A 24301-nucleotide genomic window follows, 5' to 3' on the forward strand; every position below is an offset into this window, starting at 1 on the left:
GTGCGCCTAAAAGCGAGCTCTGGTCGGTGAAAGAGAGCAGGTCAGCCTTACGATGAAAAATCACTTTCGAGCGTTGTATCGAACGAACTTCTAGTAGATACTCTGGGTACACCCATTACAGTGTTAGCATATCGCCCTTTATTCTAGGCACGGGCCGTATGTGAAAGGTGAACGTAGCGAGGCGTTCATGAAGCAAGGTGGTACCACGCTCTACAGGCGTCCTTGGACTAAGCAATTAGTCTAAGGACGCTTTTTCTTTTAGTTCTGATATTTTGTGCAACTAAAAAAGGAGAGTATGGATTATGAATAACACAGAAAAAAAGATGACATTTAAAGATTATGCTGTCGTCAGCTCATTACTATTTGGCCTGTTCTTTGGGGCTGGGAACTTGATCTTCCCCTTACATTTAGGTCAATTAGCCGGACATAACTGGGGACCAGCAGCCCTTGGATTTTTAGTTACTGGGGTCTTATTACCACTATTATCAGTTTTGGCCATCGCGATCACTCGGGCTAAAGGTGTCTATGATGTTGGTTTACCGCTTGGGACTGGCTTTGCATTGACATTTATGGTCTTGATCCACGCTACGATCGGACCACTCTTTGGAACACCACGGACGGCAACTGTTGCTTATACAGTTGGTTTGAAACCATTTTTAGGGGCTGATAACAGCTGGGGCTTGCTCTTATTTTCTGCTTTATTTTTCGGCGCTGCTTTTGTATTTTCTTACCGTGAAAACAACATCTTGTCTAATGTCGGTAAGGTTTTGAATCCTTTGTTCCTAGCACTTTTGACCTTAGTTTTTGTGGTAGCTTTTGCAAATCCATTAGGTTCGACTACAAGTGCACCTGTTACAGAAGCATACTCTAACTTCTCAAATGCTTTAACAAACGGCTTTTTGGAAGGTTACAACACGATGGATGCTTTAGCCGGTTTAGCCTTTGGGGTCACAGTGGTCACAGCTATCCAACAGATGGGGCAAAAAGATCCCAAGAGCGTTTCACTCGTTACGGCTAAATCAGGTTTCTTCTCCATGGGGGCAGTTGCTTTGATCTACTTGCTCTTGATCTTATTAGGTGCAATGTCTCTAGGACAATTCAAGTTATCGCCTGAAGGGGGCACAGCCTTTACTCAAATCGTCAATGCTTACGCTGGTCCAGTGGGTCAAGCTGTTTTAGCCGCACTTTTGACAGTGACCTGTTTAACGACTGCAGTTGGCTTAGTTGCTGCTTTTGCGCAAGATTTTCATAATCATTTTCCAAAGGTCAGCTACCATGTTTGGTTATTCTTAAGTTGCTTATCTTCATTCTTAACAGCTAACTTTGGGCTCGAAACGATCATCGCTTGGTCAACCCCAATGTTGATGTTCCTCTACCCACTCTCAATGGTTTTGATCTTACTCTCAGTTTTCTCACCACTTTTCAAACGAGAAGGGGTCGTTTATCTTACAGTCGTTGTTTGTACCGTTGTTCCAGCCTTCTTTGATATGATCGTTGCTTTTCCAAAAGTAGTCAGCCAAAGCCAAGTTGGGCTAGTCGTGGCTGATATGCGTTCATACCTACCGCTCGCAAGCATCGGAATGTCATGGGCGGTCCCAGCACTCGTCGGCCTTGTCGTGGGACTTGTTCTCCACTTCGTTCGCCGCGGTAGCTTACCTGAATTATCTGAAGAATAATTCCACCTTGCTTTAAGTGCCTCCACTATATAGATACGCAAAAACTCCTGCAATTATTTTTTATTGCAGGAGTTTTTTACATTATTTAAAACTAAGACCTAATAAACTGATGATCACAAAAGTCATCCCACTGGCGATCACAGGTCCAGCTGCGACCCCACGCAAGAAAACTACACCTAAGATAGTCCCAAAGACTAAGGCAACAGTAACTTGTGGAGTAGCCGCCAACTGATCAACGCCATACCGGGATAAGATCGCAACTAAGATACCACACCCGACTGCGATCCAGCCAGCCGGCATCTTAAAAGCATCTAGCAGATCGCGAAATGTGATCTGACCAGTCGCGATCGGGATCAAGATCGCAACTGAAATGATCGTGACCCCCCAATTGATCCCCCTTGCTTGGATCACTGGGAACCACTTTTCAGATAACGCCGGGATCAATTTGATCGCCATAACTACAAGTGTTGCAATGATCAAAGAATTGTTCTTACCAAAAAAAGAAACTGCCAGGATCAGCAGCAAAAATAACCATGTTTCCATAAATAAAATACCCCTTCTCTTTTTACAATACCTAAATCATAACAAATTTAGCCATAAAAAGCAGGGATATCATAATTTTTATTGAACTCACCTAGTATTCCGGTTTAGAAAAATACTTTACGAATACTATGTTAACTATACCTTCTATAAAAATTTCCATATATTTATTTTCCAAGCCAAGTTTTTGCCGTCATAAGATCATTGATTTTTGACCATATGCTTCTAGATCTTGAAAAATCGTCAATTTGCTTCAATAACCGTTCACTTTTAGGAGAAATTCTATTTTTTTCTGCCAAACTAGCTGTCATCAAATTCTGATAAACAACTCTTGCCTCAGTATAAATATGAACTTAACCTCCAAATTTCCGATCAGCAATACCTAACATAAAGATTTAGACGTTTACCATATTAAGACGATTCTAGCCGCTATCTATGAATTTGAACGCGGTCACTATTCTGCAGCTAAAGAACAAGCCAGTGTGGTTTGGCAAAGTCTGAAAAAAATCGATACTTGGACAAAATTTGACTTATTTTTGCTCAACAATATTCTCTATTTCTTTGATTTAGACACTGCTGCCTCAATTGCTCAAATGGCACTCCAAGCGATCAATACTAACTATCCTCACTTACTGCACTTAAAGTTCGCTCTTATCGAAAATTGTAGTCTTTTACTCATCACAAATAATGACTTTCCCCAAGCAAAGCTCTGGATAGAAAAGGGGAGCCCTCTGTATAAAGAACTATTTCAATTCGACTCTTTGAATACTGCCTATGCCTTCTTAGCACTTTGTGAACAAGATTTTTCTACCGCTGAAAAATATCGTGATATTCTCCAACAGATGGGCGATCCCAGTGGGGCCCAAGACATCACAAAGGAGATCGAGCGCATCCGCTCATTAGAAATTTAAACCAAAAAAGACGAATAACTCAGCAGGAACATTCTCCCGGAGTTATCCGTCTTTTCGCTTAATCTTTCACTTTAGCGATCTTGCCTTGTTCGATATACACCGCTAAGATCGACAAGTCAGCAGGATTGACACCACTGATCCGACTTGCTTGCGCCAAGGTCTCAGGCTGGATCTTGACTAATTTTTGTTTAGCTTCAGTAGCTAAGCCTTCGATCGCCATATAATCAATATTTTCTGGAATCTTCTTAGCTTCCATCCGCTTTAATTTTTCAACTTTCTCATAGGCTTTCTTGATGTAGCCTTCATATTTGTATTGGATCTCGATCTGCTCGATCACTCGCCGATCAAGGGCTTCTGGTGCAGCTGGAATAAATTGCATCAGATCGGCATAGGTCACATACGGACGACGCAAGAAATCACTTGCTAAGACCCCATCTTTCAAAGGACGATCGCCATGAGCTTCTAAATATGCATCTACTTCTGGTGATGGCTTGATGCGGATCTTGGATAACCGTTCTTTTTCAGCAGCGATCTCAGCTTTCTTAGCTTCAAAAGCTGCCAAACGTTCATCTGATATCAAGCCAATCTCGTGACCAAGTTCTGTTAAACGTAGATCGGCATTATCATGACGCAAGATCAAGCGATATTCTGCTCGACTCGTCAACAAACGGTATGGTTCATTTGTCCCCTTAGTTACTAAGTCATCGATCATGACCCCAATATAAGCATCACTACGCTTCAAGACGATCTCTTCTTTGCCTAAAGCATGACGACCCGCATTGATACCGGCGATCAACCCTTGGCCAGCCGCTTCTTCGTAACCTGAAGTCCCGTTAGTTTGTCCAGCAGTGTATAGCCCTTTGATCAACTTGGTCTCAAGGGTCGGACGTAACTGATATGGTGAAACGATATCGTATTCGATCGCATAACCAGGGCGCATCATCTCAGCTTGCTCTAAGCCTGGGATCGAATGGACCATTTGTTGTTGTACATCTTCTGGTAAAGAAGTTGACAGCCCTTGGATATAGTATTCATCGGTATCACGGCCTTCTGGTTCGATAAATAACTGATGGCGCGGTTTATCAGAAAAACGGACGATCTTGTCTTCGATCGAAGGACAATAGCGAGGGCCGACCCCTTCGATCACACCAGAAAACATCGGTGCCCGGTCGAGATTATCACGAATGATCTTGTGTGTCATCTCTTGTGTATAAGTCAACCAACAAGATAGCTGTTGTTTTACATCTAAATAGTTGGCATCGTCACTTTCATAACTGAATAGATGAGGCTCTACATCACCCGGTTGTTCCTCTGTCTTAGCATAATCGATCGTATTACCATCTACTCGTGGTGGTGTACCAGTCTTGAAACGCTTGAGTTCAAAGCCTAAACGTTCTAGATTTTTAGATAATTCGATCGCAGCTTGCGTATTGTTAGGGCCGGAAGAATACATCAATTCACCAATGATGATCTTACCGCGAGCTGAAGTCCCAGTTGTTAAGACAACTGCCTTCGCACCATAACAAGCTCCCGTGTTAGTCACAACCCCCTTGACTTCACCATCTTCAACGATCAGATCATCGACGATCCCTTGGCGTAAAGTCAAATGTGGTTGATTTTCCAACGTATGCTTCATTTCGATCGAATAGCGACTCTTATCTGCTTGAGCCCGTAAAGCTCGAACAGCTGGGCCTTTACCGGTGTTTAGCATCCGCATCTGCACGTAAGTTTTGTCAATATTTTTACCCATTTCACCGCCGAGTGCATCGACTTCACGCACAACGATCCCCTTAGCTGGACCACCGATCGAAGGATTACATGGCATAAATGCCACCATTTCTAAGTTGATCGTGATCAAAAGGGTCTCATTACCCATCCGTGCTGAAGCTAAAGCTGCCTCACAACCCGCATGGCCAGCACCTACTACGATCACATCATAATCTTTTGCCTTGTATTTTTCTCCAAATTGCATAAATACTCCCTTATTTTCCTAAACAGAATTGACTGAATAACTGATCTAATAACTCATCTTGGTAACTATCACCTGTGATCTCACCCAATAGTTCCCAAGCACGGGTCATATCGATCTGAACTAGATCAACTGGCAATTCTTGATCCAAACCAGTTAAAACTGATTCCAAAGCGGCCTTAGCTTGTTCTAACAAAGCAATATGGCGTGCATTGGTCACTAAAACTGTCGCCTGTGAATTTTCGATCCCGCCATAGAAAAGCGCAGCGATATGCTCTTCTAATTCGCTGATCCCTTCATTTTTTAGCACTGAGGTCTTGAGAACTTCAGCTTTATCAACGTATTGATATAATTCATTGAGATCGAGTTTTGGTTCGAGATCCGTCTTATTCAAGACAATGATCCGTTTTTTAGCTTGCGTCAGTTGCAATAACTCGATATCTTCAGTAGTCAAAGGCTCACTGGCATTTAACAATAACATCACCAGATCAGAGCGGTCGATCGCTTGTCGTGAACGCTCGACCCCGATTTTTTCGACCATATCATCGGTTTCGCGGATCCCGGCTGTATCGACCAATTTTAATGGTACACCGCGAACATTGACGTATTCTTCGATCACATCTCGCGTCGTCCCAGCAATATCCGTCACGATCGCCTTATCTTCATGTAACAAATGATTCAATAAGCTGGATTTCCCAACATTAGGCCGGCCAACCAAAGCAGTCGCTAACCCTTCACGCAAGATCTTGCCTTGGCGCGCGGTAACTAAAAGTTGTTCGATCTTTGCACGAACATCGATCGCTTTTTTACGCAACAGCTTAGAAGTCATCTCTTCCACATCATCATATTCAGGATAGTCAATATTGACTTCGACTTGAGCCAGTACATCCAAGATCTCTTGCCGTAAATTCTTGATCAATTGCGAAAGATTTCCATCAAGCTGGTTCAACGCAGCTTTCATCGAGCGGTCGGTCTTAGCGCGGATCAGATCCATCACTGATTCAGCTTGCGCCAAGTCGATCCGCCCATGTAAGAAAGCACGCTTAGTAAATTCACCCGGTTCAGCTAACCGCGCACCATTGGTCAATAAGACTTGTAAGATCTTATTGGTGGGCACGATCCCACCGTGGCAGTTGATCTCGATCGTATCTTCACGCGTAAACGTCTTAGGTGCTCGCAAAACAGAGACCATTACTTCATCGATTATTTCCCGGGTTTTAGGATCGATAAAATGACCATAATTGATCGTATGACTAGAAACTTTAGTCAGATCCTTGCCTTTAAATACTTGGTTAGCGATCGTCACTGCATCATCGCCACTCAAACGCACGATCGAGATCGCCCCTTCTCCAGGTGGGGTAGCGATCGCCGCGATCGTATCAAATTCAGTCACTGTATTTGCCATTATTTCCCTCCGTAAAATTTATCTTTAAGCATAAAAAAAGCGCCTACTCCACACAAAATAAACTTGTCCCCAAGACAAGCTTCTCATGTGGATAAAGCACTTTGACTACTTTATCAATTAAGATAAGAATGATTATCTATAATATAATGTTAAACTTTTGATTTGTCAATCAGAAAACACAGTGCTCCCCCAAGCGGGTCATCCGCTAGGCACTGCTTTGAGATGCACGACTATATACACGGATCAGCGCCGCGGAAATTCTTCAAAAAAGCCATAGAATTGGGATTTATCGCTATAATCAGCCCGATAGCGACTATTTAGCCCCGCTTTTTTGGCAACATCACTTAGCTCGACTAGAAGTTTCCCGTCCTGCCCTAAAAAGCGACTTTTGTTGTTAAAACCAACTGCATAAATGTATTTAACAAGCCGATCCACCAAATATTCTGGATATTCTTCTTGATCGATCTTCTTATAGACTTGTGCCAACACATCTAAAATATCCAATAACCGCGCACTTTGTTCTGGACGTTCAGCTAAGCTATTATACAATTCATGGATCACTTCTTTTACATGCCCCACATCAACTTTTTGGCCCATTTTACTCACCTTGTCTAGTTATTTGCTAAATATTCATCTAATTCTGCTAGATAAAAAGCTTTTTGTTGTTCGCTGATCCAGGAAGCGGCAAAGGAATTCTTAGCTAAGGCCACGATCTGTTCTTTAGTTAAGTCATACTTTTGAGCTAGTGCGTAGTAGTTATCACCAATATAGCCTCCAAAATAGGCCGGATCATCAGAATGGATCGAAACTTTAACGCCTTTTGCTAACAATTCGAGCACTTCTTTGCCCTTCATATCAGACGCGATAAAGTCATTTGAGAGTGGACATGAAGTAAAACCAACCCCTTGTTTAGCGGCAAATTCAACTAGATCTGGATCCTCAACAATATTAGTTCCGTGATCGATCCGTTCAACGCCGATAACCTCTAACAATTCACGAATATGCTCTAATGAGTTGACTTGATCGACATCGGCGTGGGCTGTAACGTGTAAGCCATGCTCTTGAGCGGTACAGAACTGATTGAAAAACTTCATCGGTGGGTTATTGTGTTCATCTGAATCGAGGCCGACCCCAATAAATTTATCCTTGTAAGGTAAGGCCTCAAGTAAAATCTTACGCGCCGATTCCCGGGACAGATCGCGCAAGAAACACATGATCAAACGCGCATCAATGTTTAACGCCCGTGCATCTACAGTTGCGCGATATAAACCATTGATGACTGTTTCAAATTTGACGCCACGACTAGTATGCGCTTGGGGATCAAAGAAGATTTCAGCATGTCGCACATTATTTTTAGCCGCTTTTTTGAGGTAGGCCATTGCCAATTCATAGAAATCCTCTTCGTGCACTAAAACTTCCATTGCTGGATAGTAGACCGCTAAAAATGACGCAAGATCATCATACTTTAAATTCTCCTCTACTTCAGCGATCGTCTTTTGACCGATATCAATGTTATTTTTCTGAGCTAATTTGAGTTTTAGTTCGGGTTCTAAGGTCCCTTCGATATGCACATGCAATTCAGCTTTGGGTAAGTTATGCGTAAAATCACGGGTCACTTCAGTCATGATACAGCCTCCATCGTTCGTTTTTGGTAAAATTTTATCTAATATAATACCATCAACAAGACAAAAGTCAACTAAATTCCGAATGAAAATTCATTCACTAAAGCAACGCATAACAAATAAGACAGCTTTCACCAAAAATGCCCATTCTGGTGAAGGCTGTCTTATCCGTACGGCGCTGACCGCTTTGGATCACACTCTAATCAAAGCGAAGGTGGACTGAACGCCCACTGATCTCAGCTAACCGCAATAATTCATCTGTTGTCGGCAAAGCTTCACCGGCTTCGATCGTTTTTAGCCGTTCCCAGCTAAAGCCTGCTTTATATGCAAAATGTGGCTGATCTAGCCCCATTTCTTGCCGTAATTTTCGGACTGCAAATTGATAATCTACTTGTAGATTACGAACTCGGTAGGCTTGTTTTTGTTCAGGGGTCAATTCGATCATTTTAGCATTGAAATTAGTATGTTGATCGCCCTGTTCCTCGGTGGTAAAAGCTTGTAACTGGCGCTTTTTTTGCGCTGCTTTGGCTAAGATCGCCTGTTTACTGGCAGCCATTTCGCGGATAAAGCCAGCTACATCCGGTAAAGTACCTACCATCAACTCGTTTGCTCGTTTGCCCACTGCATCACTTCATTTCCCTATTTTCACTTAATTATAGCAAAAATAACCCGGAAAATTGCTTAAATCGTCAGATCTTCACCATTTGAAGCAATAACTTTTTGATACCAGTAAAATGAATCTTTGGGGATCCGCTTCAAGCTACCATTACCAAAATCATCACGATCGACATAGACAAAGCCATAGCGCTTCTTCATCTCACCCGTCCCATTGGACACAAGGTCGATACAGCCCCACATCGTGTAGCCCATAAGATCGACGCCATCTAGCTCGACCGCATCTTTCATCGACCGGATGTTTGCATTTAAATATTTGATCCGATAATCATCGTGAACTTTACCATCACTTGTGAGCTCATCACTCCAACCAAGGCCATTTTCCACGACCCAAAGTGGTTTGTGGTATCGATCCCACAAAACGTTCAAAGCTAGTCGCAAACAATCAGGATCAGTGGCCCAGCCCCAAGCATTGGTCTCTAAGTAAGGATTTTTGATCCCATTGATCCCTAAATTCCCACTATCAACAGCTTCTTGTTCATGCGTCGTCAAGACATTTGAACCATAACAAGAAAAGCTCACAAAATCGACCGGATAGTCTTTGAGCAAAGCATGATCTTCTGGCGCAATATCAAGCTTGATACCTTCACGTTCATATTCTTTTAATTTATAGTCAGGATAGCGGCCACCGGCTTGAACATCAGCATAGAAAAGCATCTTTTGGTTGTATTCCATAACTTTGATCTGATCGGCGGGATCACAAGTATACGGATATACCGGCTGATAAGCTAACATCATGCCGACCTGCATATTTTCATCGATCTCATGGGCTAGCTTGACTGCCAAAGCACTAGCGACAAATTGATCATGCGCAGCTTGCGCCCGGCTTTGCAAACTCGAATCCAACAAGCCTGCTCCCATATATGGGGCTAGATCAACGGCATTGATCTCATTAAAGGTCAACCAATACTTCACTTTGCCTTTATAGTGTGTGAAGACAGTTCGCACATAATTTTCAAAGAACTTGATCAACTTGCGATTTTTCCAGCCACCATAGTCATTGATCAGACCAAGAGGCGTCTCGTAGTGCGAAAGAGTTACCAGCGGTTCCATCCCATACTGTTTGCATAGGTCAAAGATCTTATCATAAAAGACTAGCCCAGCTTCATTTGGCGTTTCTTCATCGCCATTTGGAAAGATCCGTGACCAATTGAGTGAGAGCCGATAACACTTAAATCCCATCTCTGCCATCAATTTAAGGTCTTCTTCATAGTGATGATAAAAATCTGTCGCTGTATGACTTGGATAGTAATACCCGTCGACTAACGCTGGTTTTGCACCTACTGGCAGTTCAAAATCGCTCCCCCATTCAAGTGGAGTTGCTCCCGTCGTGCCGTCAGATCTTTTCCACGTAACTTTACGTGGTTCAGTTGCTGAGCCGTTCGTTAAAACATCGACCGCATTTAGACCTTTACCATCTTCAGCAAAGCCACCTTCATATTGGTTGGCAGCCGTTGCGCCACCCCACAAAAAATCTTTCTTAAAAGCCAATCAGCTCACCCTTTCCTGTCTAAACCGTCAACTCTACCTGTTCTAACAGTTCAAACGTATCATTTTCTTTATCGAAGCCATATTTAAAGATCGCCCCATTTGGGATATTGGAGAGCTCGAGCTGGTCATCCCAGCGTTTGATAAATTGTAAACACGCATTAGCATGTGTGACTGCCAAAACGGTGTGACCGCTGGAACGGTGCATCAATTCAGTACAGGTCGTAACGATCCGATCTTGAACTTCAAAATCACTTTCGCCACCGTACTTAACAAAAAGATCACCATACGGGCGCAAGTGTTGTAGGTAATTATGCTCACCTTCAAGCAGACCGAAGTTTTGTTCCTTCAATCCCTTTAGACGCATATATGGTAATGACGTAACTTGACGCAAAGTATCACAACAGCGCTCAGAAGCTGAACAATAAGTCGCCGAAAGATCGACTTCTTTAAAATATTCGCTTGCTCGCTTGGCCTGCTTGATACCGTTTTCAGTAAGTGGTGAATCACTCCAACCTTCGATCTTACCCAATTGGTTGAATAATGTTTCACCATGTCGCATTAAATACAATGTTTGTTTCATAAGCCCTCCATAAAGTATACTCTTTTAAAAATATGACTTTACTTAATTAGTATAACGCTTTCTTTCTGACTAAGCAAAGAACAACTGCTACAATAATTCCTGATTATCATTATCCGTTTTTTTACTTAAATTAATAATAAAGCAGTGCTAAGAAAACCTTAAGATTTCTTAGCACTGCACTAGAATCGAAACGTGTTCGGCAAAGCAGCTCCTAGGAAATAACAATGTCCCAGCCATGAGGCAAAATACGCCTCATGGCTGGGATACCGTTATTTCTACGGCGCTAAACGCTTTGCCTCACACTCTGCCTTAGAATGCACCGCCGGTTCCGCCGCCACCGCCACCGGAACTACCACCGGAGAAACCACCTGAACTACCACTAGACGATGAATCAACATTGGCTGCCGCAATACTTTGTTCAAAACTTGAGGTGAAACTGTCATTCCAACTACCTGCAAAATACAATGCATAGTAAATACCAAAACCAGTCTCTAATTCAGCTACACTAAACTCGGCTTTCAAGGCCTTGATGACCTTCTTCGCTAATCCAAATGCAACTGCATACGGCATGATCTGCTCCCATAAAACAATGTCGCCTACTTCGCGCAGATCAAAACGCCCAACATCTTTTAACATCGATCTGAAACACCGTAATTCATAGATCTCTCTGTCTCCCGTTGGCGTATAACCCGAGTGCGTCATCAAATACTTGGCACTCAATAAAATGATCACGATCCCTAAACCTAAACAGACCCATCTGATCGTTCCACTAAAGATAACTCCCAATAACAATAAGATCCCTAAGTTGACAAAAGCACCTAGCATAACAGTAATACACCAAGTATGCGTCTTTTTATCGATATAGTTATAGGCATCAGCTTGACGTTTTACCCGCTTAGCCCATTGCTCAAATTTTTTACTAAGCGCCTTGGCTTTACTGCGCTTGTTTTTTACCTGCTTAAGGGTCTTTAGATCAAATTCAGTCCCATTTCCGATATTCTTAAAGAGAAAACGCAATAAGCTATCTTCTAAAATTGCCTTATCCTTCAACTTGATCACATAATTTTCTTTGCCTGAAGCTTCAACGATCTCCAACTTTCCTTGACCCGCAAGCTCCAATAAATGTGCACTGAATGCTTGATTATTCGGCTGCATTTGGTTTAATACCGCAAAAGCTACTTCAGGCGCATACTTAGGGATCTCATAACTATGCTTAAGTGGCGGTAATTTGGTCTTTTTATTTCCCGGGTTTGCCACCAAGATCCCGATAAAGCATAGTGAAAGGGTGAACACAAGCCCACTGAAAATATTTTTGATGATTCGTGCCTTTTTTTCCTCAGCTTTACGTTTTTGATTAGCTTCATTAGCCAACTTAGCCTCGGCTTGCTGGACCCTTTCTTTTGCCTTTTCGTTAGACACTTGCGGATTAATAGGTGTGACCGAGGTCGGGAAAAGCATATGTGTCTCCAACATCTCATCGGTATCAAGTTCATCAAGTGTCAGCGTCACTTTACCCTGCTTGCGATCAACATCGGTATAGCCGGTCAAAGGACCATGCGTCCAAGCTTGCAGATCATTGATCGGAGCTTGGGGCAATTGCACCGTCACCTTGACATTATGCAAGCGCACATCCCAACCAGCACCGAGGATCTTCCAATTCAACTCAGCCGTATCTTGATAGTTCGTGATCAAGCCACTCAAAACATAGTGATAGTTCACCGTCAACTTATCATCACTGACTTTATGATAGACTTTGAGCTTTAAATTATCTGCCGTCTTTGTTTGCGTAAATGTATTGTTCTCCCCTGTTGAGCTCTCAGTCAACTGAGTCGTTTGACCATTCTGGGTGATCGAGACCTCAATTCCACTGACATCAGTAACTTTAGTCAGGTTTTGGTCGTAATATACCCCATTAAAATCGCCATCAAATTCATAGGTTATTCGTTGGGTAAAAAATATTTCGCCACCTTCACGTACAATTGCCGTTGCATCATAGTCAGTTATTTGATAATCACCATCTGCTAAAGCCGTACTACTCGCAGTGAAGAATAAGCCTAGACCAACCAACAGACTTACGATCAATTTACCTATCCTGTTCATTTTCATTGCCCCCTTTGCCTGATACTGTCTCTTCTTAATTATCTCAAAATTGTTAACTTAAGACAAAGATTAGCATTAGATCTATAATTATAGGTATACAGATGAAATATTTTTGGGTAACTTAAATTTTTTGTTTACAAATTTAAATTCTACGGTAGAATATAGTTTAGAATCATTCTAAAAAAAGAGGTTATCAATTATGGATAGTAAATTGACTTTAGCTCAGCGCGTCAATATTTTACGTGCGAGTGTCATGGGTGCAAATGATGGGATCATCTCAGTTGCTGGGATCGTTGTCGGGGTAGCTGGGGCTTCTGCCAGTAACTATGGGATCTTTATCTCAGGGATCGCCGGAATGCTAGCGGGGACCGTTTCGATGGCAATGGGCGAATATGTTTCAGTTAGTACGCAAAAAGACTCTGAAAAGCAAGCCGTCGCTGAGGAAAAAGCACGCTTAAAATTGAACTATGAGCATGAATTTGAAATGGTCAAACAAAAATATTTAGCTCAAGGGATCAGACCCGATCTAGCACAAAAAGCAACGGAAGAAATGATGCAAAAAGATCCACTCGTGACCACAGTTCGCGAACGCTATGGCTTAAATATCAATGAGATCATCGACCCGTATGCCGCAGCGATCGCTTCAATGGTCTCATTTCCAACTGGTTCATTATTGCCGATGCTTGCGATCACGCTGTTTCCCGAAAAGATCAAGATCATTGCGACCTTCATCGCTGTTTTGATCGCTTTAGCTTTGACTGGCTGGGGCGCAGCTATTTTAAGTAAGGCTGATAAAAAGCAAGGTATCATCCGCAACGTCATCTCGGGGACACTGACGATGGCAGTTACATATTTGATCGGGAAAATTATTGGGGGGTAGACGCAGATGAAAAAGACAAGTTCAATGAGTGAACGGCTCAATACCTTACGGGCTGGGGTCTTAGGCTCAAATGATGGGATCTTGACCGTGGTCGGCGTATTGTTCAGTGTGGCGGTGGCAACGACTGATCAATTTACGATCTTTATCGCGGGGCTTTCTGATCTACTAGCCTGTGCTTTTTCGATGGCAGCTGGCGAGTACGCTTCGGTCAGCACGCAAAAAGATGCCGAAAAAGCGGCAGTCGCTAAAGAAAAGCAATTATTAAAGACTGATTTTTCAAGTGAATTAGCAACTGTCAAAATGTTTTACGTTGAACGGGGCGTAAGCGAACAAACTGCTGCTTTGATCGCCCAAGATCTGATGTCAAAAAAGCCACTTGAGACCATCATCAGCATCAAATACAACCTAAATCTCGGGCAATATATGAATCCGTGGAATGCGGCTCTCTCGTCTTTAGTCTCGGCTTCGATCGGTGGGATCTTCCCGTTAGCAGCCATGACTTTGAGTCCAGTTCAATATCAATGGCCGGCCACGATCTTAGCGGTCTGTGTCTCAGTCGCACTGACCGGCTATTTAAGTGCTAAATTGGGCAATGGCATGGTCAAGACTGCTATCCTACGCAACTTGATAGTAGGGATCATCACTATGATCATCCACTACACCGTCGGGATCATGCTATAAATACACAGTGCGAAGAATTGCGCTTAGCTCCGTAGAAATAACTGCAGCGCAACTTTGAGGCGCTTTTTGCCTCGGAGTTGTGATGGGGTTATTTCCTAGGAGCTGCAATTCGCAGCACGACTTCACAGTGCAAAGAAGTACAAATAAAGAATAAGCGATAAAGCAAACGCGGGCCCCACCAAGATATGGTGGAGCCCGCGTTATTCATACGGCACTAACCGCATTATCACATACTTATTAGTCCACTTGATATTTCTGTAAAAATTGCTGTTCACTGACAACACGATGGTCGGTCACATCTAAATAGTCACCTTAGTCGGCCATGACATACATCGTATAACCGCAAAAGCCACCACCTAAAGTCCCGATCATCTCCAACTTTAGGTTTACCATAGTCGAAGTATCTAGCGCTGGCATCACGATGCGTAAACGCTTACCGACCCAAGTCAAATAATGCTTAGCAAAAGCTTCTTTGACCCATTGGGGCTGTTCATTAGTCCGACTTACTTGCCAAACTTCCACTGTTTTTCCGTGTAATTTAGCTTGCATTTTGCTCACTTCCCAGCTCTAGTATACGCCAAAAATAATTATTTGTTTAAAAAAATTTGGTCCCTAATGTTATTCATTGTATCTTTCCCAGTTCATCGATCAAGTGCTTGACTTGCTTGAGCGAACGACGTGGAAAATACTCGAACTCACCGTTAACAAACAGGATCTTTCTTTCCTTAAGATCGATCGACTTGATATTTTTGGCGTTGACGATACACGATTGTGAGATCGGATGTAAAAACTCGGATTGCTCGACTAGCTCCTTTAAATTGCCATTAAATTCAGCGATCCCATCAACTTTATAGAGGCGTAGTCGATGTGGGCGCTCAGTCGTTACGATGCAGACGACATCATCAATATTTTCGTTATATATCTTGTGGCCGATCTTATAGGTAAAGGTGTATTTTTGTGCTGTATGACTTGTAGCGATATTTTCTAAAGCTAAGGCCAAGGCCTCTGTTATTCGACCTTGAAATTCCGAGCGCGTCGAATCTTTGATGATATAATCCAAAGCACCGATCCGCCGATGGAAAGTCATTAGTGCCAATTCATCATGCGTTGTTACAAAAATGATCTGCGCTTTAGGATCTTGTCGTTTGATCGCTTCGGCTAGATCCAAACCTGTCCTATCATACTGTTTAGGCGAAAGTTCGATATCTAAAAAATAGATTCCTCCCGTCACTTGATGGTCGGTGACCGCTTGTAGCGTCGCAGCATATGAGGTGTAGTACCCTAAAAATCCTAGTTTCCCCTGTCGCTCATCATCTTGGATCACGATCGCCCGCTCAAGCATCTCGGCTAGGCCTTGGACTTGCGCTAATTCATCATCACATACGAGCACTTGATGTTTCATCTCTCTCACCTTTCTTCCAAAACGACCTTCATCTCAAAGGTAAATTCATGCTTGGCTGACGTATACTCGATAAAAATATTGTTGTAGTCTGATACGATCTCACGCACAATCGTAAGTCCCACCCCATAATGTCCGGCTTTAGTCGAATAGCCCGCATTTTCGATCTGAGCTAATTCAACTTTTTCATGTCGGCAACGATTTTTCAGCATGATCTCTAACACGCCCTCTGTCTGATAGAGTGCCATTTGGACATAAGCACTTGCCCCTAAAAGACGACTTTCTTCGATCGCATTATCTAAAACGATCCCGATGATCCGCACTAGATCAAAGGTATCTAAATGCGCAGGCGTCTTGATCTCTTGCCGACATTCAAAATCGACTTTGATATCATAGCTGAATAAAATGTTTAACTTATTGATAAAGATACTCTTTAACTGTAGATCTTTGATATTATCTACATCATTAAAACGCCACAAAAGTTTATCCGTAAAATTTTTTTGCGAATATTTAGCTAACTGCTGTAAAGCTTGTGCACTCTTGCCCGCCCGAATGCTTTCTTCTAGACTGAGCAACATATTTTGATAATCATGCTTGAATTTGCGCAACTTACGCTGATTTAGCTCTAATTCACGCATATAGGCTTCCAGATCGCGCCGCTGTTCTTCGAGGTCTTTTTTATGCTGATACTGTTTGATCAAAGAGTAAATGATCCCGACAAAAATCAACTGGATCACGGTAAAACCAAATAAGATCCCCGTCACAAACTTACTTTAACTCACATCCCGGATAAAAAGAAACGAGTTCAAAGCAAGCCCCATGTAGCAAATAAGCAAAAAGAAGGGTTTTCCGGTCTCGCTATCCAGCTCACTATCAACTTTAAGATGCACTCCTATGTAAACAAAGATCGCACCACACAACGCCTCAACTGCTAAATGCCCTAAAGCAAAATAAATTGCAGAATAATAACGCCAGAGAATATCACTTGCTAAAACTGCAATGAATGTTAGGCAATTTGCCAGCACTAATCGCCCTAGTAGTGCATAATTACGTGGTTTGGTCCGATAAAAGAAGTAAAATGCGAGCATTTCTAACGCCAAGGAACAGTATTTCCCAACGATCCCCGCTTGATCTAAACTGACCAGGAGTGGCAAAGTAACTGCGATAAAAAGCACCGTCTGTGACCGACTCTTGTTAGGCTTGATCAAAAGGTAGATCGCACTATATTCAATAATCGTTGCGATCAGGCTAAAGCCCCATCGATACAGCATATCCGATCCCTTCTATCATCAAAATTCTTGATTTCATCTTAACATAAGACAATATTTGGACTATACTCAAATACTCGAAAAAAGTTGCCATACTAATACATTTCAGTTGAGCTCGTCTTTGCTTCCCGAATATGAGTAAAAATAGCCCAGTTATGATACTTTCAGTTAGCACCAGCATATTGATGCTATCCTTTATTAGGAAGGATCGAAGGTGCTCAATATGAAAAAATATTATTTCTTTGCTTCATTACTAAGTTTAATACTCTTAGCTTTTTTGACGTTGACGATGACAAAAGTAATTTTTCGTTTATCCTTTATCATCAATTCTCTGTTATTAGTTATTTGGGCCCTCGCTGTTATTCTATTTCATCGGACACTAGTGAGGCTCAAGAAGTTGCTTGCATCTAAAATTTTTTATCTTTTAGGCTATTTCTACGTCATGGTACAAGTTCTCTTAGCAATAGCGCTTGGCGCTTGGCGTTTATCGACTAGTAACTACCCCAAGGGATATAGTTACCGAAATTTGCTATTCGCTTCTATTATTGATCCTCGTCGGAATCATGATATACCTAATTATTCGAGCTATTTGGGTCTATAAGGGGAAAAGCCCTATTAAAAAAGCACAGGCTAGCCTATGCTCTTGTTAGATCAATAATCATGGCACAAAATACGACCAATACAAATGAAATGCCCATTTCAAGATTGATCCAAAATAATAAGATAGCTACAAATATTGCTACTAATACTTTAAGATTCAGAATATATTTATCCATCCAATACCACAGAGTCCAAAATATTCCTACCCCTGTTCCTACCGTGAACCAAAAAAATTCTGCGATCGAATCCAAGATCCCCTGCACGCTACTCACCCCATAATAACTATAATAATTCCAAAACTATTTTATGCTAAAAACTCAAAAAATAGTGCAAACACTCATAAGTGGTCCTTTGGCTAACATATTTATTCGATCTGTTGCCAAAAAGTCTTGCGATAGTACCCATGACACCAAATCGTTACCCCTAAAATAACGAGCGGTATTACAGTATTTGTTACCCAAGCAGGTAATACCGTAGCCAAGAAAATAGCGATTCCCATAATGATCCCTTCAACTAATAATAATACTGCCCCTTGCAAAAATAGTACGATCTGTCCGCCACCGCGTGTAAAAAGTTGTGAGATGTCGACCCATTCTAGATATCGTTTTCGCTAATCTCTAACGAAAAAATATATGGTACATACATAAGTTGCACTTAGGATCCCTATCAAAAAATATACCCACCCCCACCACGGAAAATGAGTGATTATCCCTAAACTAACAGCTACTACAAATGATAGACTCATTTGTAGCCAACAGACGATCTTAAACTTATTCTTGAGATATCGTTTCAAACTAAGTGGTAGACTCTCAATAAAATATAGATTTTCACGATCTAGTGAGATGATGATCGCTCCTAATGAAGTTATTCCATACATTAATGGTGTTAAACATACGCCCACTAGTAAAAAGATCCCATAGTATCTCCCCGTAATATTTTGTAGCGCCAGGTTTTGTCCCCATAAGCCAGGTAACATAAACATTAGTGGGATCATCAAACTCCCCAAGATCACCTGCAATAATAAAGTGGGATCACTCAATAATCTTATATTGTAATGCTGTAAAACCCGATCCAAATTATTAAACTCATGGTGCTTTTTGACGACTTTAGTAACTTTATCACTCATCAATTGAGCATTTAGATCCCTCAAGAAGAGCTTACTCAAGCCCCAGCCCAAGATTCCGATAACACCTAATATCTCTAGTAAACTAAAGATCACCGCTTGCCAACTTGGCATCACGATCAATTTGTAAAATGGTAATGCTATCGCTATCACTTTGACATGTTCAGCTACTTTAAAGACATCTTTGAAAAGAGCATAGCTAAATACGATTATCACCATTGAAAATCCCAACAAGACAAAAGTAATGATCTTTTTGTGGTGCTGAAAGAATTTACTTCTAGTCAAAGAAAAGACGAGTAAATTTCCCAAAAGGCACAACAAAATAACTAATAAAAGATACGCTAAACTCGCAGCCAAGACTCTTAACCAAAAGAAGCCTTGTGCTTGCCAAGCAGTCAATAACATCATGACATAAAGTGGCAAAGTTACTGGTAGTGTCGACCAAAATACCGTCAGCATTTTTGCCAAAAAAAGCTCACTCATCTTAAATGGTAACGGCAAATAAGCATTCAGATCGCGACTATCAAAAAAGATGTTGTAAATAAACATTATTTCCTGGGAAATAGTGACCACTCCAAACCACACGACCATCAGCGTAAATAGTCCCGGCGATCGTATAAAGTCACTTGCTAAAAATATCTACCCAAAGACGACAGCTAATAGGGCCCCACTACCTAGATCCATCAATAAAAACTTCTTGATCAGTTGGTCCCCACTCTTGTGATTCTTCCGCTCTCTTAGCGTCAGTTCAGGTTGACGGTAGATCAGACTTACCTTGATCAAAGCCCATAACCGATGCAGATCGATCATCTCATTCACCCTCTTTCCGGCCGGCTAACTCTAGATAGATCTGTTCTAAAGATTTCCCTGGTTCTTTGGCTAACAGTTCCGCCACGGTACCATTGTAGATCAGTGAACCCTTCTTCAAGATCGCTAGTTCATCACACAATTGTTGAGCCGTATCTAAGATATGTGTTGAAAAGATCACCGTCTTTCCCTTCGCAACGTGCTTTTTCATCATCTCTTTTAGATCATAAGCAGCTTGCGGGTCTAGTCCTTGTAGTGGTTCATCTAAGACCCAGATATCTGGCTCAGATAATAAAGCTCCCACGATGATTGCTTTTTGGCGCATCCCGTGTGAATAGCTCTCCATGACTTCATCTTGGCGTTCTAAGATCCCAAATGAGCCAGCTAATTCTTTGATCCTAGTAGCCTTTTCACTTGCCTTGATCTCATAAGCAGCCGCTAGCGTGTCCCAGTATTCAGCTGCCGTTAGCTGTAAAAAGATATCGGGTGAATCGGGAACATAGCCGATCATTTTCTTGACCAAAAAGCGTTGCTCGGCCAAATCTTTCCCATCAACTATGATCTGCCCCGCATCTGGATTTAAGATCGAGACTAAGCTCTTTATGGTCGTTGATTTTCCCGCTCCATTATGGCCTAAAAAGTCAAAGATCTTTCCCGCTGGGATCACCAAGTTCAAATTATTCAAAGCGATCACATTATCATATTTTTTAGTTACACCTTTGAATTCGATCATCTGTACCACCTCACTGTAAGTATAACTTATCTTTGGCGCAGAAATGGTATTTATCAGATGTGGTCTTTTTTATGACAAATATGTACACGCAAAAAAAAAGCAGCACATGTAGTACTGCCCAGATCGAAGACAAACCTTATTTTATTTAATGAGTGTTTGTCTTTTTTTATGTATATTGATATTATCTGCCCGATGTGTCCACAATGAAAAACCAACAATAATTCCCAACACAATGATCCCGACAAGCGCAAATTTTGCTTTTAGACCCTTTTCTTTTCCATTGTTATTCCTCCCTAACACTTCAAATCCTAAAGTATCGGTGATTTAAATTCCACCATCAACGATAGAGCATTTTACATCTTTGTCCAACACCTTAAATTCTTTCTTACGTATCTTTTAGCTCCTTTCTATAATCCGATCATGCTATCAAAAAAGTTGAAAAAGTATCTCCAAACAGTAAATGGTCCTATTTTTCAGTAAGTGGTCATTTTTCAAAAAAATTATTTTTTAGGGTTACATATCAGCAACTCATTTCGTTATTAGTAGTGTAAGGGCGATCGACTTACAGAATAAATCTAAGGAGGACTAACCAATGACTGAAGCAATCTGGGACAAAAATGCAATTCGCGTAAAACTTGTAAAAAAGGACGGGACAACACGACAACGTTCCTTTAACAATGTGATCCAAGGTGCAACTCCCGATCAACTCCATCAATTTGGACAACTCATCGCTATGTTGACTGGCGAACAGCTAAAAGAAGTTTATGTCATGACCACAAGCCACACTAATTAAGCACGGAGGTAACACATTATGAAAAAATTAGATCTCATCTTCTTATCCACTGCTAAGCATGCGACACACCACATGCAGCTAAACTTTGTCGATACCGATCTTGACACGGAAAAGGTCAAACAAGCGATGCAACAACTCGCTGATCTGAAGTTATTTGTCGACAAGGATAAGAATCCCATGTATGAGGTTCCCATGGGCGCACGGTATGTCACGACCACTGATCACGTTTTATTCGATAATAAACCCGCAAAATAACCCGGGTTAAAAGCCTTATGCCCCGTTAACACCAAAGCACGACCGAGTTGACCTCGGTCGTGCTTTTTACTTTGTCTGTTCGCTTTGAAAGCCCCGTTCAAAGCCATGTGTTATGTCATCTAAATGCAAGAGTCCAGATAGAAAAAGGGCCCCAACGACCAACAATAATAATACGCCACCTAAAATAGTTAGCTTATGTTTTTTCATTTTTATCGCCCTCTCGTACAACAAAGAAGATATATTGCTATTTTTGGTTCTGCGCCTCTCTCATACCATCTCTGATTCCTTGCATAAAGCCATCCCCGTTATCGTTACCACTCAAAGCCAGATAAGCAACTAGACCTAATACTACGAGTACACTACACAAGATGACCACATTACGTTTTTTATGCTTTTTCATCACGATCCTCCTAAATTTCTTAATTTTCACAATATTAAGATAACGCAAAAATGGGGCAAACCGCGAAAATCGTCGTATTTGGGTGTTCTTGTATCCAATTTGAGTAAAATAAAATATATAGGTCTAAATCTACAAGTTAAATTTATCATTAACTGCATAATATAATTCTTTTCTTGGTTCGCTATATGCTTTATTTCTATTAAGCACAAGCAAATTGTATATTTTTCCACTGACCTTAATTCAAAAACTAGCTAAGATGTTTCCTGCATTCTCTAGTCTAGGATAAAACATTTACACTACTCAACAACAACCTACCAAAATTCCAAACTTGTTATGTAAAGCAACATGAAAAAACTAGTATCGTATGTAACATTCTCTATTTTGAAAAAATCCTGCTACCAGTAGGCAAAATCCTGTAACCCAATTGATTTTAGTTAGTAAGGAGTTTATCTTTAGGTGCAAGGAAAGATCGCTCTTTCCTAAAAAACATTGGAGGTATGGTATATGAAAAATTTAGCAGAATATACAGCTTTACCCGAAAATGAACTCGAATCAATTTCAGGTGGGGCAACAATTTCCCCTAAGATCCGCGGTGATTGGGTTGTGGGGTCTGTGGGATTTGCAACAGAATTCGCTGTTGCTTACTATTATGAACATCGAAAGGAGAAGAAACGATATGGTAAGTAAATTAAATTTTCCAATTTTATCAATCGCTGAACTTCAAACCTCGATTGGCGGTTCCAGACCAATCTCCGATGAAGAGAATTCCGAAAATGCAGGAACTTTCTTTACTGCCTTAGGTGCTGGTGCATTTCTTGGTTCACTCGCTGCAGATGCCAATTATACTCCTAAAAAAAGACGTAAAAAGCGACGTTAAATCGCTAATTTTTAGGTAAAGGTCGGTGAATATACATGTTGGTTTTAAAAAAAGTTACTACTTCTGTATGGATCAAAAGTGGCGATTATGCTTGCTTATCACTTGTTAGCTTTTTAGCTAGATTAAACACATTTTCATCTTGGTTAGAACCTGGCTTACTAGTTCTTGTTTTTAGCGGTTTATCCAGCCTAGAATGTAAAAACAATAAATTATTTTTTTCGCAGCTCGAATTCTTAGAAGGGATCATCCTCGCGACTGCCGTCTATGCCATGTGTTTTTATTACCTAGCCGACAGAGAAGTTATGGTACTTTTTGCCTTTGTGATCACTTGCCGGCTATTCGATAAACTCGCTAAGCTCAAATAGTTCGCATAAGCAGTCCCTAAAATTATTTTGATGAGGGTCGGTGAATAGCAATGTCAGTTTTGAAAAAAGCCAGCATCTCTTGGTGGGGCAAAGCTAACTGCTATGTCTGCTTAACGTTCATTAGCACTTGGGCTAGCCTTGATCCAGTCTCATCTTGGCTATCTCCAGTCCTATCAACGCTTACCATCAGTATGCTGTGTGGTCTAGAGTATAGGCAACATAAGTGGACCTTCGCATGGCCAAAGTTTTTCAAAGGATGTATTCTGGCCTTTGCGATCTATGCTATGCTCACATTCTATGCAAGAGATCAACTGGTCTTTATGAGCTGTGTCTTCATTGCCACACTCCAACTGCTCAGTCACCCCGATCAATAGCTCCACACAATAATAGCCAAGAAAAGATCGTAGTTGTTCTTTTTCTTAGCTATTATTGTGTTAAGAATTGAGTGGTTTACGCAAAACGTTCGGCTAGTATCTTGAATTTTTGCCGTGAGACTGGGCATTTCAGTCCGTTAACAAATGTCGCAGTCGCGTTCAACTTATCTAACATGTAGACATTTCCCGGGTTAAGAAGATAACTCTGATGACTTCGCCAGAGACGCGGATTTTCTTTTTCCAAAACATGCAAATTCTTAGGTACTTGGATCGTTTGTTTATCTACGAGCCACAAAACAGCAGCATGCGTGTTAGAGCACTGCGACTCCACATAACAGATCTATTCAAGTTCGACCTTGATGATCTTTCCCCGACATTTAAAACAAAGATCCGTAGATTTTTCAAGCTCCTGCAAGGCGGCCATCAATTCTTGATACCACGTTTGGGCATAACAAAAAATAACTGCAGTTGCCTGTAATTGATAGCGATACATCCAAAAGCAAAGCTCTTTTTGATCAACTAAGAAAATAAATTTCTGACCTGGATTCAACTGCTGGCGCAACTTACAGGTCGCCAAAGTCTGTTGGCACAACTTCTGGGTCAAAACTACGATCCAGACTTGAGCTGACATCTTCTCTAACGCCTGAAGTTCGTCACAACAAGGAACCTTCGACAGATAATCCTTTAATTTAGCATTTGCATCTAACGACAATGCTGGCACAAAATACATAACCTCCATTTTTCATTCCCCCTTTAGCGTAATTTTAACGCAAAATC

At 41.4% G+C, this 24301-nt stretch carries 29 protein-coding genes, 1 pseudogene and 1 other annotated feature (1 of these 31 only partly in view); of the genes and pseudogenes, 9 read left to right on the forward strand and 21 right to left on the reverse strand.

All coding sequences use genetic code 11. From position 1 onward, the window contains the following. Positions 1-227: a binding site (T-box leader), on the forward strand; it begins 32 nt to the left of the window's first position. A gap of 75 nt (positions 228-302) precedes the next feature. Further along, on the forward strand, positions 303-1676 hold the full coding sequence (gene brnQ, locus GSR62_RS09210; protein WP_136344720.1) for a branched-chain amino acid transport system II carrier protein: 1374 nt from the start codon (positions 303-305) through the stop codon (positions 1674-1676). 81 nt (positions 1677-1757) lie between these two features. On the opposite strand, the gene GSR62_RS09215 is transcribed toward brnQ, so the two are convergent. Next, positions 1758-2219 (reverse strand): DUF441 domain-containing protein, encoded by a 462-nt coding sequence (locus GSR62_RS09215; RefSeq protein ID WP_010690008.1) that lies wholly within the window; start codon positions 2217-2219, stop codon positions 1758-1760. A 428-nt stretch (positions 2220-2647) separates the two neighbouring features. On the opposite strand from GSR62_RS09215, the gene GSR62_RS09220 reads away from it, so the two are divergent. Continuing rightward, positions 2648-3127 (forward strand): Rgg family transcriptional regulator, encoded by a 480-nt coding sequence (locus tag GSR62_RS09220; RefSeq protein ID WP_337692699.1) that lies wholly within the window; start codon positions 2648-2650, stop codon positions 3125-3127. Positions 3128-3185: 58 nt separating this feature from the next. Here the strand turns inward: GSR62_RS09220 and mnmG are convergent, their stop codons facing one another. The 8 genes from mnmG to GSR62_RS09260 all read right to left on the reverse strand — a co-directional run bounded on the left by mnmG (position 3186) and on the right by GSR62_RS09260 (position 12969). Then, the gene (gene mnmG, locus GSR62_RS09225) at positions 3186-5099 is read right to left on the reverse strand and encodes a tRNA uridine-5-carboxymethylaminomethyl(34) synthesis enzyme MnmG (protein ID WP_010690010.1); all 1914 of its coding nucleotides are present in this window, start codon (positions 5097-5099) and stop codon (positions 3186-3188) included. 10 nt (positions 5100-5109) lie between these two features. Then, positions 5110-6501 carry a tRNA uridine-5-carboxymethylaminomethyl(34) synthesis GTPase MnmE gene (mnmE, locus tag GSR62_RS09230; RefSeq protein WP_066024270.1) on the reverse strand — a complete coding sequence of 464 codons (1392 nt, stop codon included), beginning with the start codon at positions 6499-6501 and terminating at the stop codon, positions 5110-5112. A gap of 243 nt (positions 6502-6744) precedes the next feature. Continuing rightward, positions 6745-7098 carry a bacteriocin immunity family protein gene (locus tag GSR62_RS09235; protein ID WP_066024271.1) on the reverse strand — a complete coding sequence of 118 codons (354 nt, stop codon included), beginning with the start codon at positions 7096-7098 and terminating at the stop codon, positions 6745-6747. Positions 7099-7112: 14 nt separating this feature from the next. Next, positions 7113-8126, reverse strand: coding sequence for an adenosine deaminase (gene add / locus GSR62_RS09240; RefSeq protein WP_035447061.1), 1014 nt, complete (start codon positions 8124-8126; stop codon positions 7113-7115). Between the two features lie 196 nt (positions 8127-8322). Continuing rightward, on the reverse strand, positions 8323-8745 hold the full coding sequence (locus GSR62_RS09245; RefSeq protein WP_010690019.1) for a helix-turn-helix domain-containing protein: 423 nt from the start codon (positions 8743-8745) through the stop codon (positions 8323-8325). A 59-nt stretch (positions 8746-8804) separates the two neighbouring features. Next, positions 8805-10289 (reverse strand): family 1 glycosylhydrolase, encoded by a 1485-nt coding sequence (locus GSR62_RS09250; protein WP_066024272.1) that lies wholly within the window; start codon positions 10287-10289, stop codon positions 8805-8807. Positions 10290-10308: 19 nt separating this feature from the next. Next, positions 10309-10869 (reverse strand): histidine phosphatase family protein, encoded by a 561-nt coding sequence (locus GSR62_RS09255; protein ID WP_066024273.1) that lies wholly within the window; start codon positions 10867-10869, stop codon positions 10309-10311. A gap of 309 nt (positions 10870-11178) precedes the next feature. Then, positions 11179-12969, reverse strand: coding sequence for a DUF2207 family protein (locus GSR62_RS09260; RefSeq protein ID WP_066024274.1), 1791 nt, complete (start codon positions 12967-12969; stop codon positions 11179-11181). A 199-nt stretch (positions 12970-13168) separates the two neighbouring features. On the opposite strand from GSR62_RS09260, the gene GSR62_RS09265 reads away from it, so the two are divergent. Together GSR62_RS09265 and GSR62_RS09270 are read left to right on the forward strand one after the other, a co-directional pair. Continuing rightward, positions 13169-13849, forward strand: a complete 681-nt coding sequence (locus GSR62_RS09265; RefSeq protein ID WP_010690025.1) for a VIT1/CCC1 transporter family protein — start codon at positions 13169-13171, stop codon at positions 13847-13849. 6 nt (positions 13850-13855) lie between these two features. Then, entirely contained in the window at positions 13856-14530 is a 675-nt protein-coding gene (locus GSR62_RS09270; protein WP_010690026.1) for a VIT1/CCC1 transporter family protein, read from the forward strand. Between the two features lie 237 nt (positions 14531-14767). Here the strand turns inward: GSR62_RS09270 and GSR62_RS09275 are convergent. The 8 genes and pseudogenes from GSR62_RS09275 to GSR62_RS09305 all read right to left on the reverse strand — a co-directional run bounded on the left by GSR62_RS09275 (position 14768) and on the right by GSR62_RS09305 (position 20460). After that, positions 14768-15079, reverse strand: a pseudogene (locus tag GSR62_RS09275) (hypothetical protein). Between the two features lie 73 nt (positions 15080-15152). After that, positions 15153-15932 (reverse strand): LytR/AlgR family response regulator transcription factor, encoded by a 780-nt coding sequence (locus tag GSR62_RS09280; RefSeq protein WP_066024275.1) that lies wholly within the window; start codon positions 15930-15932, stop codon positions 15153-15155. Between the two features lie 5 nt (positions 15933-15937). Continuing rightward, complete coding sequence (locus GSR62_RS09285) at positions 15938-16693, reverse strand: GHKL domain-containing protein (protein ID WP_066024276.1); 756 nt, start codon at positions 16691-16693, stop codon at positions 15938-15940. A 9-nt stretch (positions 16694-16702) separates the two neighbouring features. Further along, positions 16703-17200 carry a hypothetical protein gene (locus tag GSR62_RS09290; RefSeq protein WP_066024277.1) on the reverse strand — a complete coding sequence of 166 codons (498 nt, stop codon included), beginning with the start codon at positions 17198-17200 and terminating at the stop codon, positions 16703-16705. Positions 17201-18161: 961 nt separating this feature from the next. After that, on the reverse strand, positions 18162-18296 hold the full coding sequence (locus GSR62_RS09630; protein WP_263850653.1) for a hypothetical protein: 135 nt from the start codon (positions 18294-18296) through the stop codon (positions 18162-18164). A gap of 111 nt (positions 18297-18407) precedes the next feature. Then, the gene (locus GSR62_RS09295; protein WP_066024279.1) at positions 18408-19469 is read right to left on the reverse strand and encodes a hypothetical protein; all 1062 of its coding nucleotides are present in this window, start codon (positions 19467-19469) and stop codon (positions 18408-18410) included. 90 nt (positions 19470-19559) lie between these two features. Continuing rightward, complete coding sequence (locus tag GSR62_RS09300; protein ID WP_161517668.1) at positions 19560-19730, reverse strand: hypothetical protein; 171 nt, start codon at positions 19728-19730, stop codon at positions 19560-19562. Position 19731: 1 nt separating this feature from the next. Further along, complete coding sequence (locus GSR62_RS09305; RefSeq protein WP_066024280.1) at positions 19732-20460, reverse strand: ABC transporter ATP-binding protein; 729 nt, start codon at positions 20458-20460, stop codon at positions 19732-19734. Positions 20461-21052: 592 nt separating this feature from the next. On the opposite strand from GSR62_RS09305, the gene GSR62_RS09310 reads away from it, so the two are divergent. Both GSR62_RS09310 and GSR62_RS09315 read left to right on the forward strand, forming a co-directional pair. Next, positions 21053-21253: a DUF1659 domain-containing protein gene (locus GSR62_RS09310; RefSeq protein ID WP_035447045.1), complete on the forward strand. Its 201-nt coding sequence runs from the start codon at positions 21053-21055 to the stop codon at positions 21251-21253. Between the two features lie 18 nt (positions 21254-21271). After that, entirely contained in the window at positions 21272-21508 is a 237-nt protein-coding gene (locus tag GSR62_RS09315; RefSeq protein WP_035447043.1) for a DUF2922 domain-containing protein, read from the forward strand. A 66-nt stretch (positions 21509-21574) separates the two neighbouring features. Here the strand turns inward: GSR62_RS09315 and GSR62_RS09320 are convergent, their stop codons facing one another. Beyond that, positions 21575-21715 (reverse strand): hypothetical protein, encoded by a 141-nt coding sequence (locus GSR62_RS09320; RefSeq protein ID WP_010690040.1) that lies wholly within the window; start codon positions 21713-21715, stop codon positions 21575-21577. Between the two features lie 37 nt (positions 21716-21752). Beyond that, the gene (locus GSR62_RS09325) at positions 21753-21908 is read right to left on the reverse strand and encodes a hypothetical protein (RefSeq protein WP_010690041.1); all 156 of its coding nucleotides are present in this window, start codon (positions 21906-21908) and stop codon (positions 21753-21755) included. A 504-nt stretch (positions 21909-22412) separates the two neighbouring features. Between GSR62_RS09325 and GSR62_RS09330 the strand changes: the two genes are divergently transcribed. Genes GSR62_RS09330 through GSR62_RS09340 form a run of 3 tightly spaced genes read left to right on the forward strand, consistent with a single transcriptional unit; the run spans position 22413 to position 23150 of the window. Further along, positions 22413-22595, forward strand: coding sequence for a hypothetical protein (locus GSR62_RS09330; protein ID WP_010690042.1), 183 nt, complete (start codon positions 22413-22415; stop codon positions 22593-22595). Continuing rightward, positions 22585-22785: a hypothetical protein gene (locus GSR62_RS09335; RefSeq protein WP_066024281.1), complete on the forward strand. Its 201-nt coding sequence runs from the start codon at positions 22585-22587 to the stop codon at positions 22783-22785. Before GSR62_RS09330 ends, GSR62_RS09335 begins: the two co-directional genes overlap by 11 nt. 35 nt (positions 22786-22820) lie before the next feature. Beyond that, a complete protein-coding gene (locus GSR62_RS09340) occupies positions 22821-23150 on the forward strand; it encodes a hypothetical protein (protein WP_066024282.1) in 330 nt (109 codons plus the stop codon). Between the two features lie 450 nt (positions 23151-23600). Here GSR62_RS09340 and GSR62_RS09590 read toward each other — a convergent pair whose 3' ends face one another. Together GSR62_RS09590 and GSR62_RS09595 are read right to left on the reverse strand one after the other, a co-directional pair. Beyond that, on the reverse strand, positions 23601-23819 hold the full coding sequence (locus GSR62_RS09590) for a LytTR family DNA-binding domain-containing protein (RefSeq protein ID WP_225361383.1): 219 nt from the start codon (positions 23817-23819) through the stop codon (positions 23601-23603). 45 nt (positions 23820-23864) lie between these two features. Beyond that, positions 23865-24263: a hypothetical protein gene (locus tag GSR62_RS09595; protein WP_225362252.1), complete on the reverse strand. Its 399-nt coding sequence runs from the start codon at positions 24261-24263 to the stop codon at positions 23865-23867. Positions 24264-24301 lie beyond the last annotated feature (38 nt).

The sequence above is a fragment of the Ligilactobacillus animalis genome, assembly GCF_009933595.1.
GTDB lineage: Bacteria > Bacillota > Bacilli > Lactobacillales > Lactobacillaceae > Ligilactobacillus > Ligilactobacillus animalis.

Excerpts from the sequence above, each read along its gene's own strand:
- brnQ (WP_136344720.1), top strand. The coding sequence starts at position 303 with ATGAATAACACAGAAAAAAAGATGACATTTAAAGATTATGCTGTCGTC.
- GSR62_RS09215 (WP_010690008.1), bottom strand. The coding sequence starts at position 2,219 with ATGGAAACATGGTTATTTTTGCTGCTGATCCTGGCAGTTTCTTTTTTT.
- mnmG (WP_010690010.1), bottom strand. The coding sequence starts at position 5,099 with ATGCAATTTGGAGAAAAATACAAGGCAAAAGATTATGATGTGATCGTA.
- mnmE (WP_066024270.1), bottom strand. The coding sequence starts at position 6,501 with ATGGCAAATACAGTGACTGAATTTGATACGATCGCGGCGATCGCTACC.
- GSR62_RS09235 (WP_066024271.1), bottom strand. The coding sequence starts at position 7,098 with ATGGGCCAAAAAGTTGATGTGGGGCATGTAAAAGAAGTGATCCATGAA.
- add (WP_035447061.1), bottom strand. The coding sequence starts at position 8,126 with ATGACTGAAGTGACCCGTGATTTTACGCATAACTTACCCAAAGCTGAA.
- GSR62_RS09255 (WP_066024273.1), bottom strand. The coding sequence starts at position 10,869 with ATGAAACAAACATTGTATTTAATGCGACATGGTGAAACATTATTCAAC.
- GSR62_RS09260 (WP_066024274.1), bottom strand. The coding sequence starts at position 12,969 with ATGAACAGGATAGGTAAATTGATCGTAAGTCTGTTGGTTGGTCTAGGC.
- GSR62_RS09265 (WP_010690025.1), top strand. The coding sequence starts at position 13,169 with ATGGATAGTAAATTGACTTTAGCTCAGCGCGTCAATATTTTACGTGCG.
- GSR62_RS09270 (WP_010690026.1), top strand. The coding sequence starts at position 13,856 with ATGAAAAAGACAAGTTCAATGAGTGAACGGCTCAATACCTTACGGGCT.
- GSR62_RS09280 (WP_066024275.1), bottom strand. The coding sequence starts at position 15,932 with ATGAAACATCAAGTGCTCGTATGTGATGATGAATTAGCGCAAGTCCAA.
- GSR62_RS09290 (WP_066024277.1), bottom strand. The coding sequence starts at position 17,200 with ATGCTGTATCGATGGGGCTTTAGCCTGATCGCAACGATTATTGAATAT.
- GSR62_RS09630 (WP_263850653.1), bottom strand. The coding sequence starts at position 18,296 with ATGGGAATCGCTATTTTCTTGGCTACGGTATTACCTGCTTGGGTAACA.
- GSR62_RS09295 (WP_066024279.1), bottom strand. The coding sequence starts at position 19,469 with ATGTTTATTTACAACATCTTTTTTGATAGTCGCGATCTGAATGCTTAT.
- GSR62_RS09300 (WP_161517668.1), bottom strand. The coding sequence starts at position 19,730 with ATGATCGATCTGCATCGGTTATGGGCTTTGATCAAGGTAAGTCTGATC.
- GSR62_RS09305 (WP_066024280.1), bottom strand. The coding sequence starts at position 20,460 with ATGATCGAATTCAAAGGTGTAACTAAAAAATATGATAATGTGATCGCT.
- GSR62_RS09310 (WP_035447045.1), top strand. The coding sequence starts at position 21,053 with ATGACTGAAGCAATCTGGGACAAAAATGCAATTCGCGTAAAACTTGTA.
- GSR62_RS09315 (WP_035447043.1), top strand. The coding sequence starts at position 21,272 with ATGAAAAAATTAGATCTCATCTTCTTATCCACTGCTAAGCATGCGACA.
- GSR62_RS09320 (WP_010690040.1), bottom strand. The coding sequence starts at position 21,715 with ATGAAAAAACATAAGCTAACTATTTTAGGTGGCGTATTATTATTGTTG.
- GSR62_RS09325 (WP_010690041.1), bottom strand. The coding sequence starts at position 21,908 with ATGAAAAAGCATAAAAAACGTAATGTGGTCATCTTGTGTAGTGTACTC.
- GSR62_RS09330 (WP_010690042.1), top strand. The coding sequence starts at position 22,413 with ATGAAAAATTTAGCAGAATATACAGCTTTACCCGAAAATGAACTCGAA.
- GSR62_RS09335 (WP_066024281.1), top strand. The coding sequence starts at position 22,585 with ATGGTAAGTAAATTAAATTTTCCAATTTTATCAATCGCTGAACTTCAA.
- GSR62_RS09340 (WP_066024282.1), top strand. The coding sequence starts at position 22,821 with ATGTTGGTTTTAAAAAAAGTTACTACTTCTGTATGGATCAAAAGTGGC.
- GSR62_RS09595 (WP_225362252.1), bottom strand. The coding sequence starts at position 24,263 with ATGGAGGTTATGTATTTTGTGCCAGCATTGTCGTTAGATGCAAATGCT.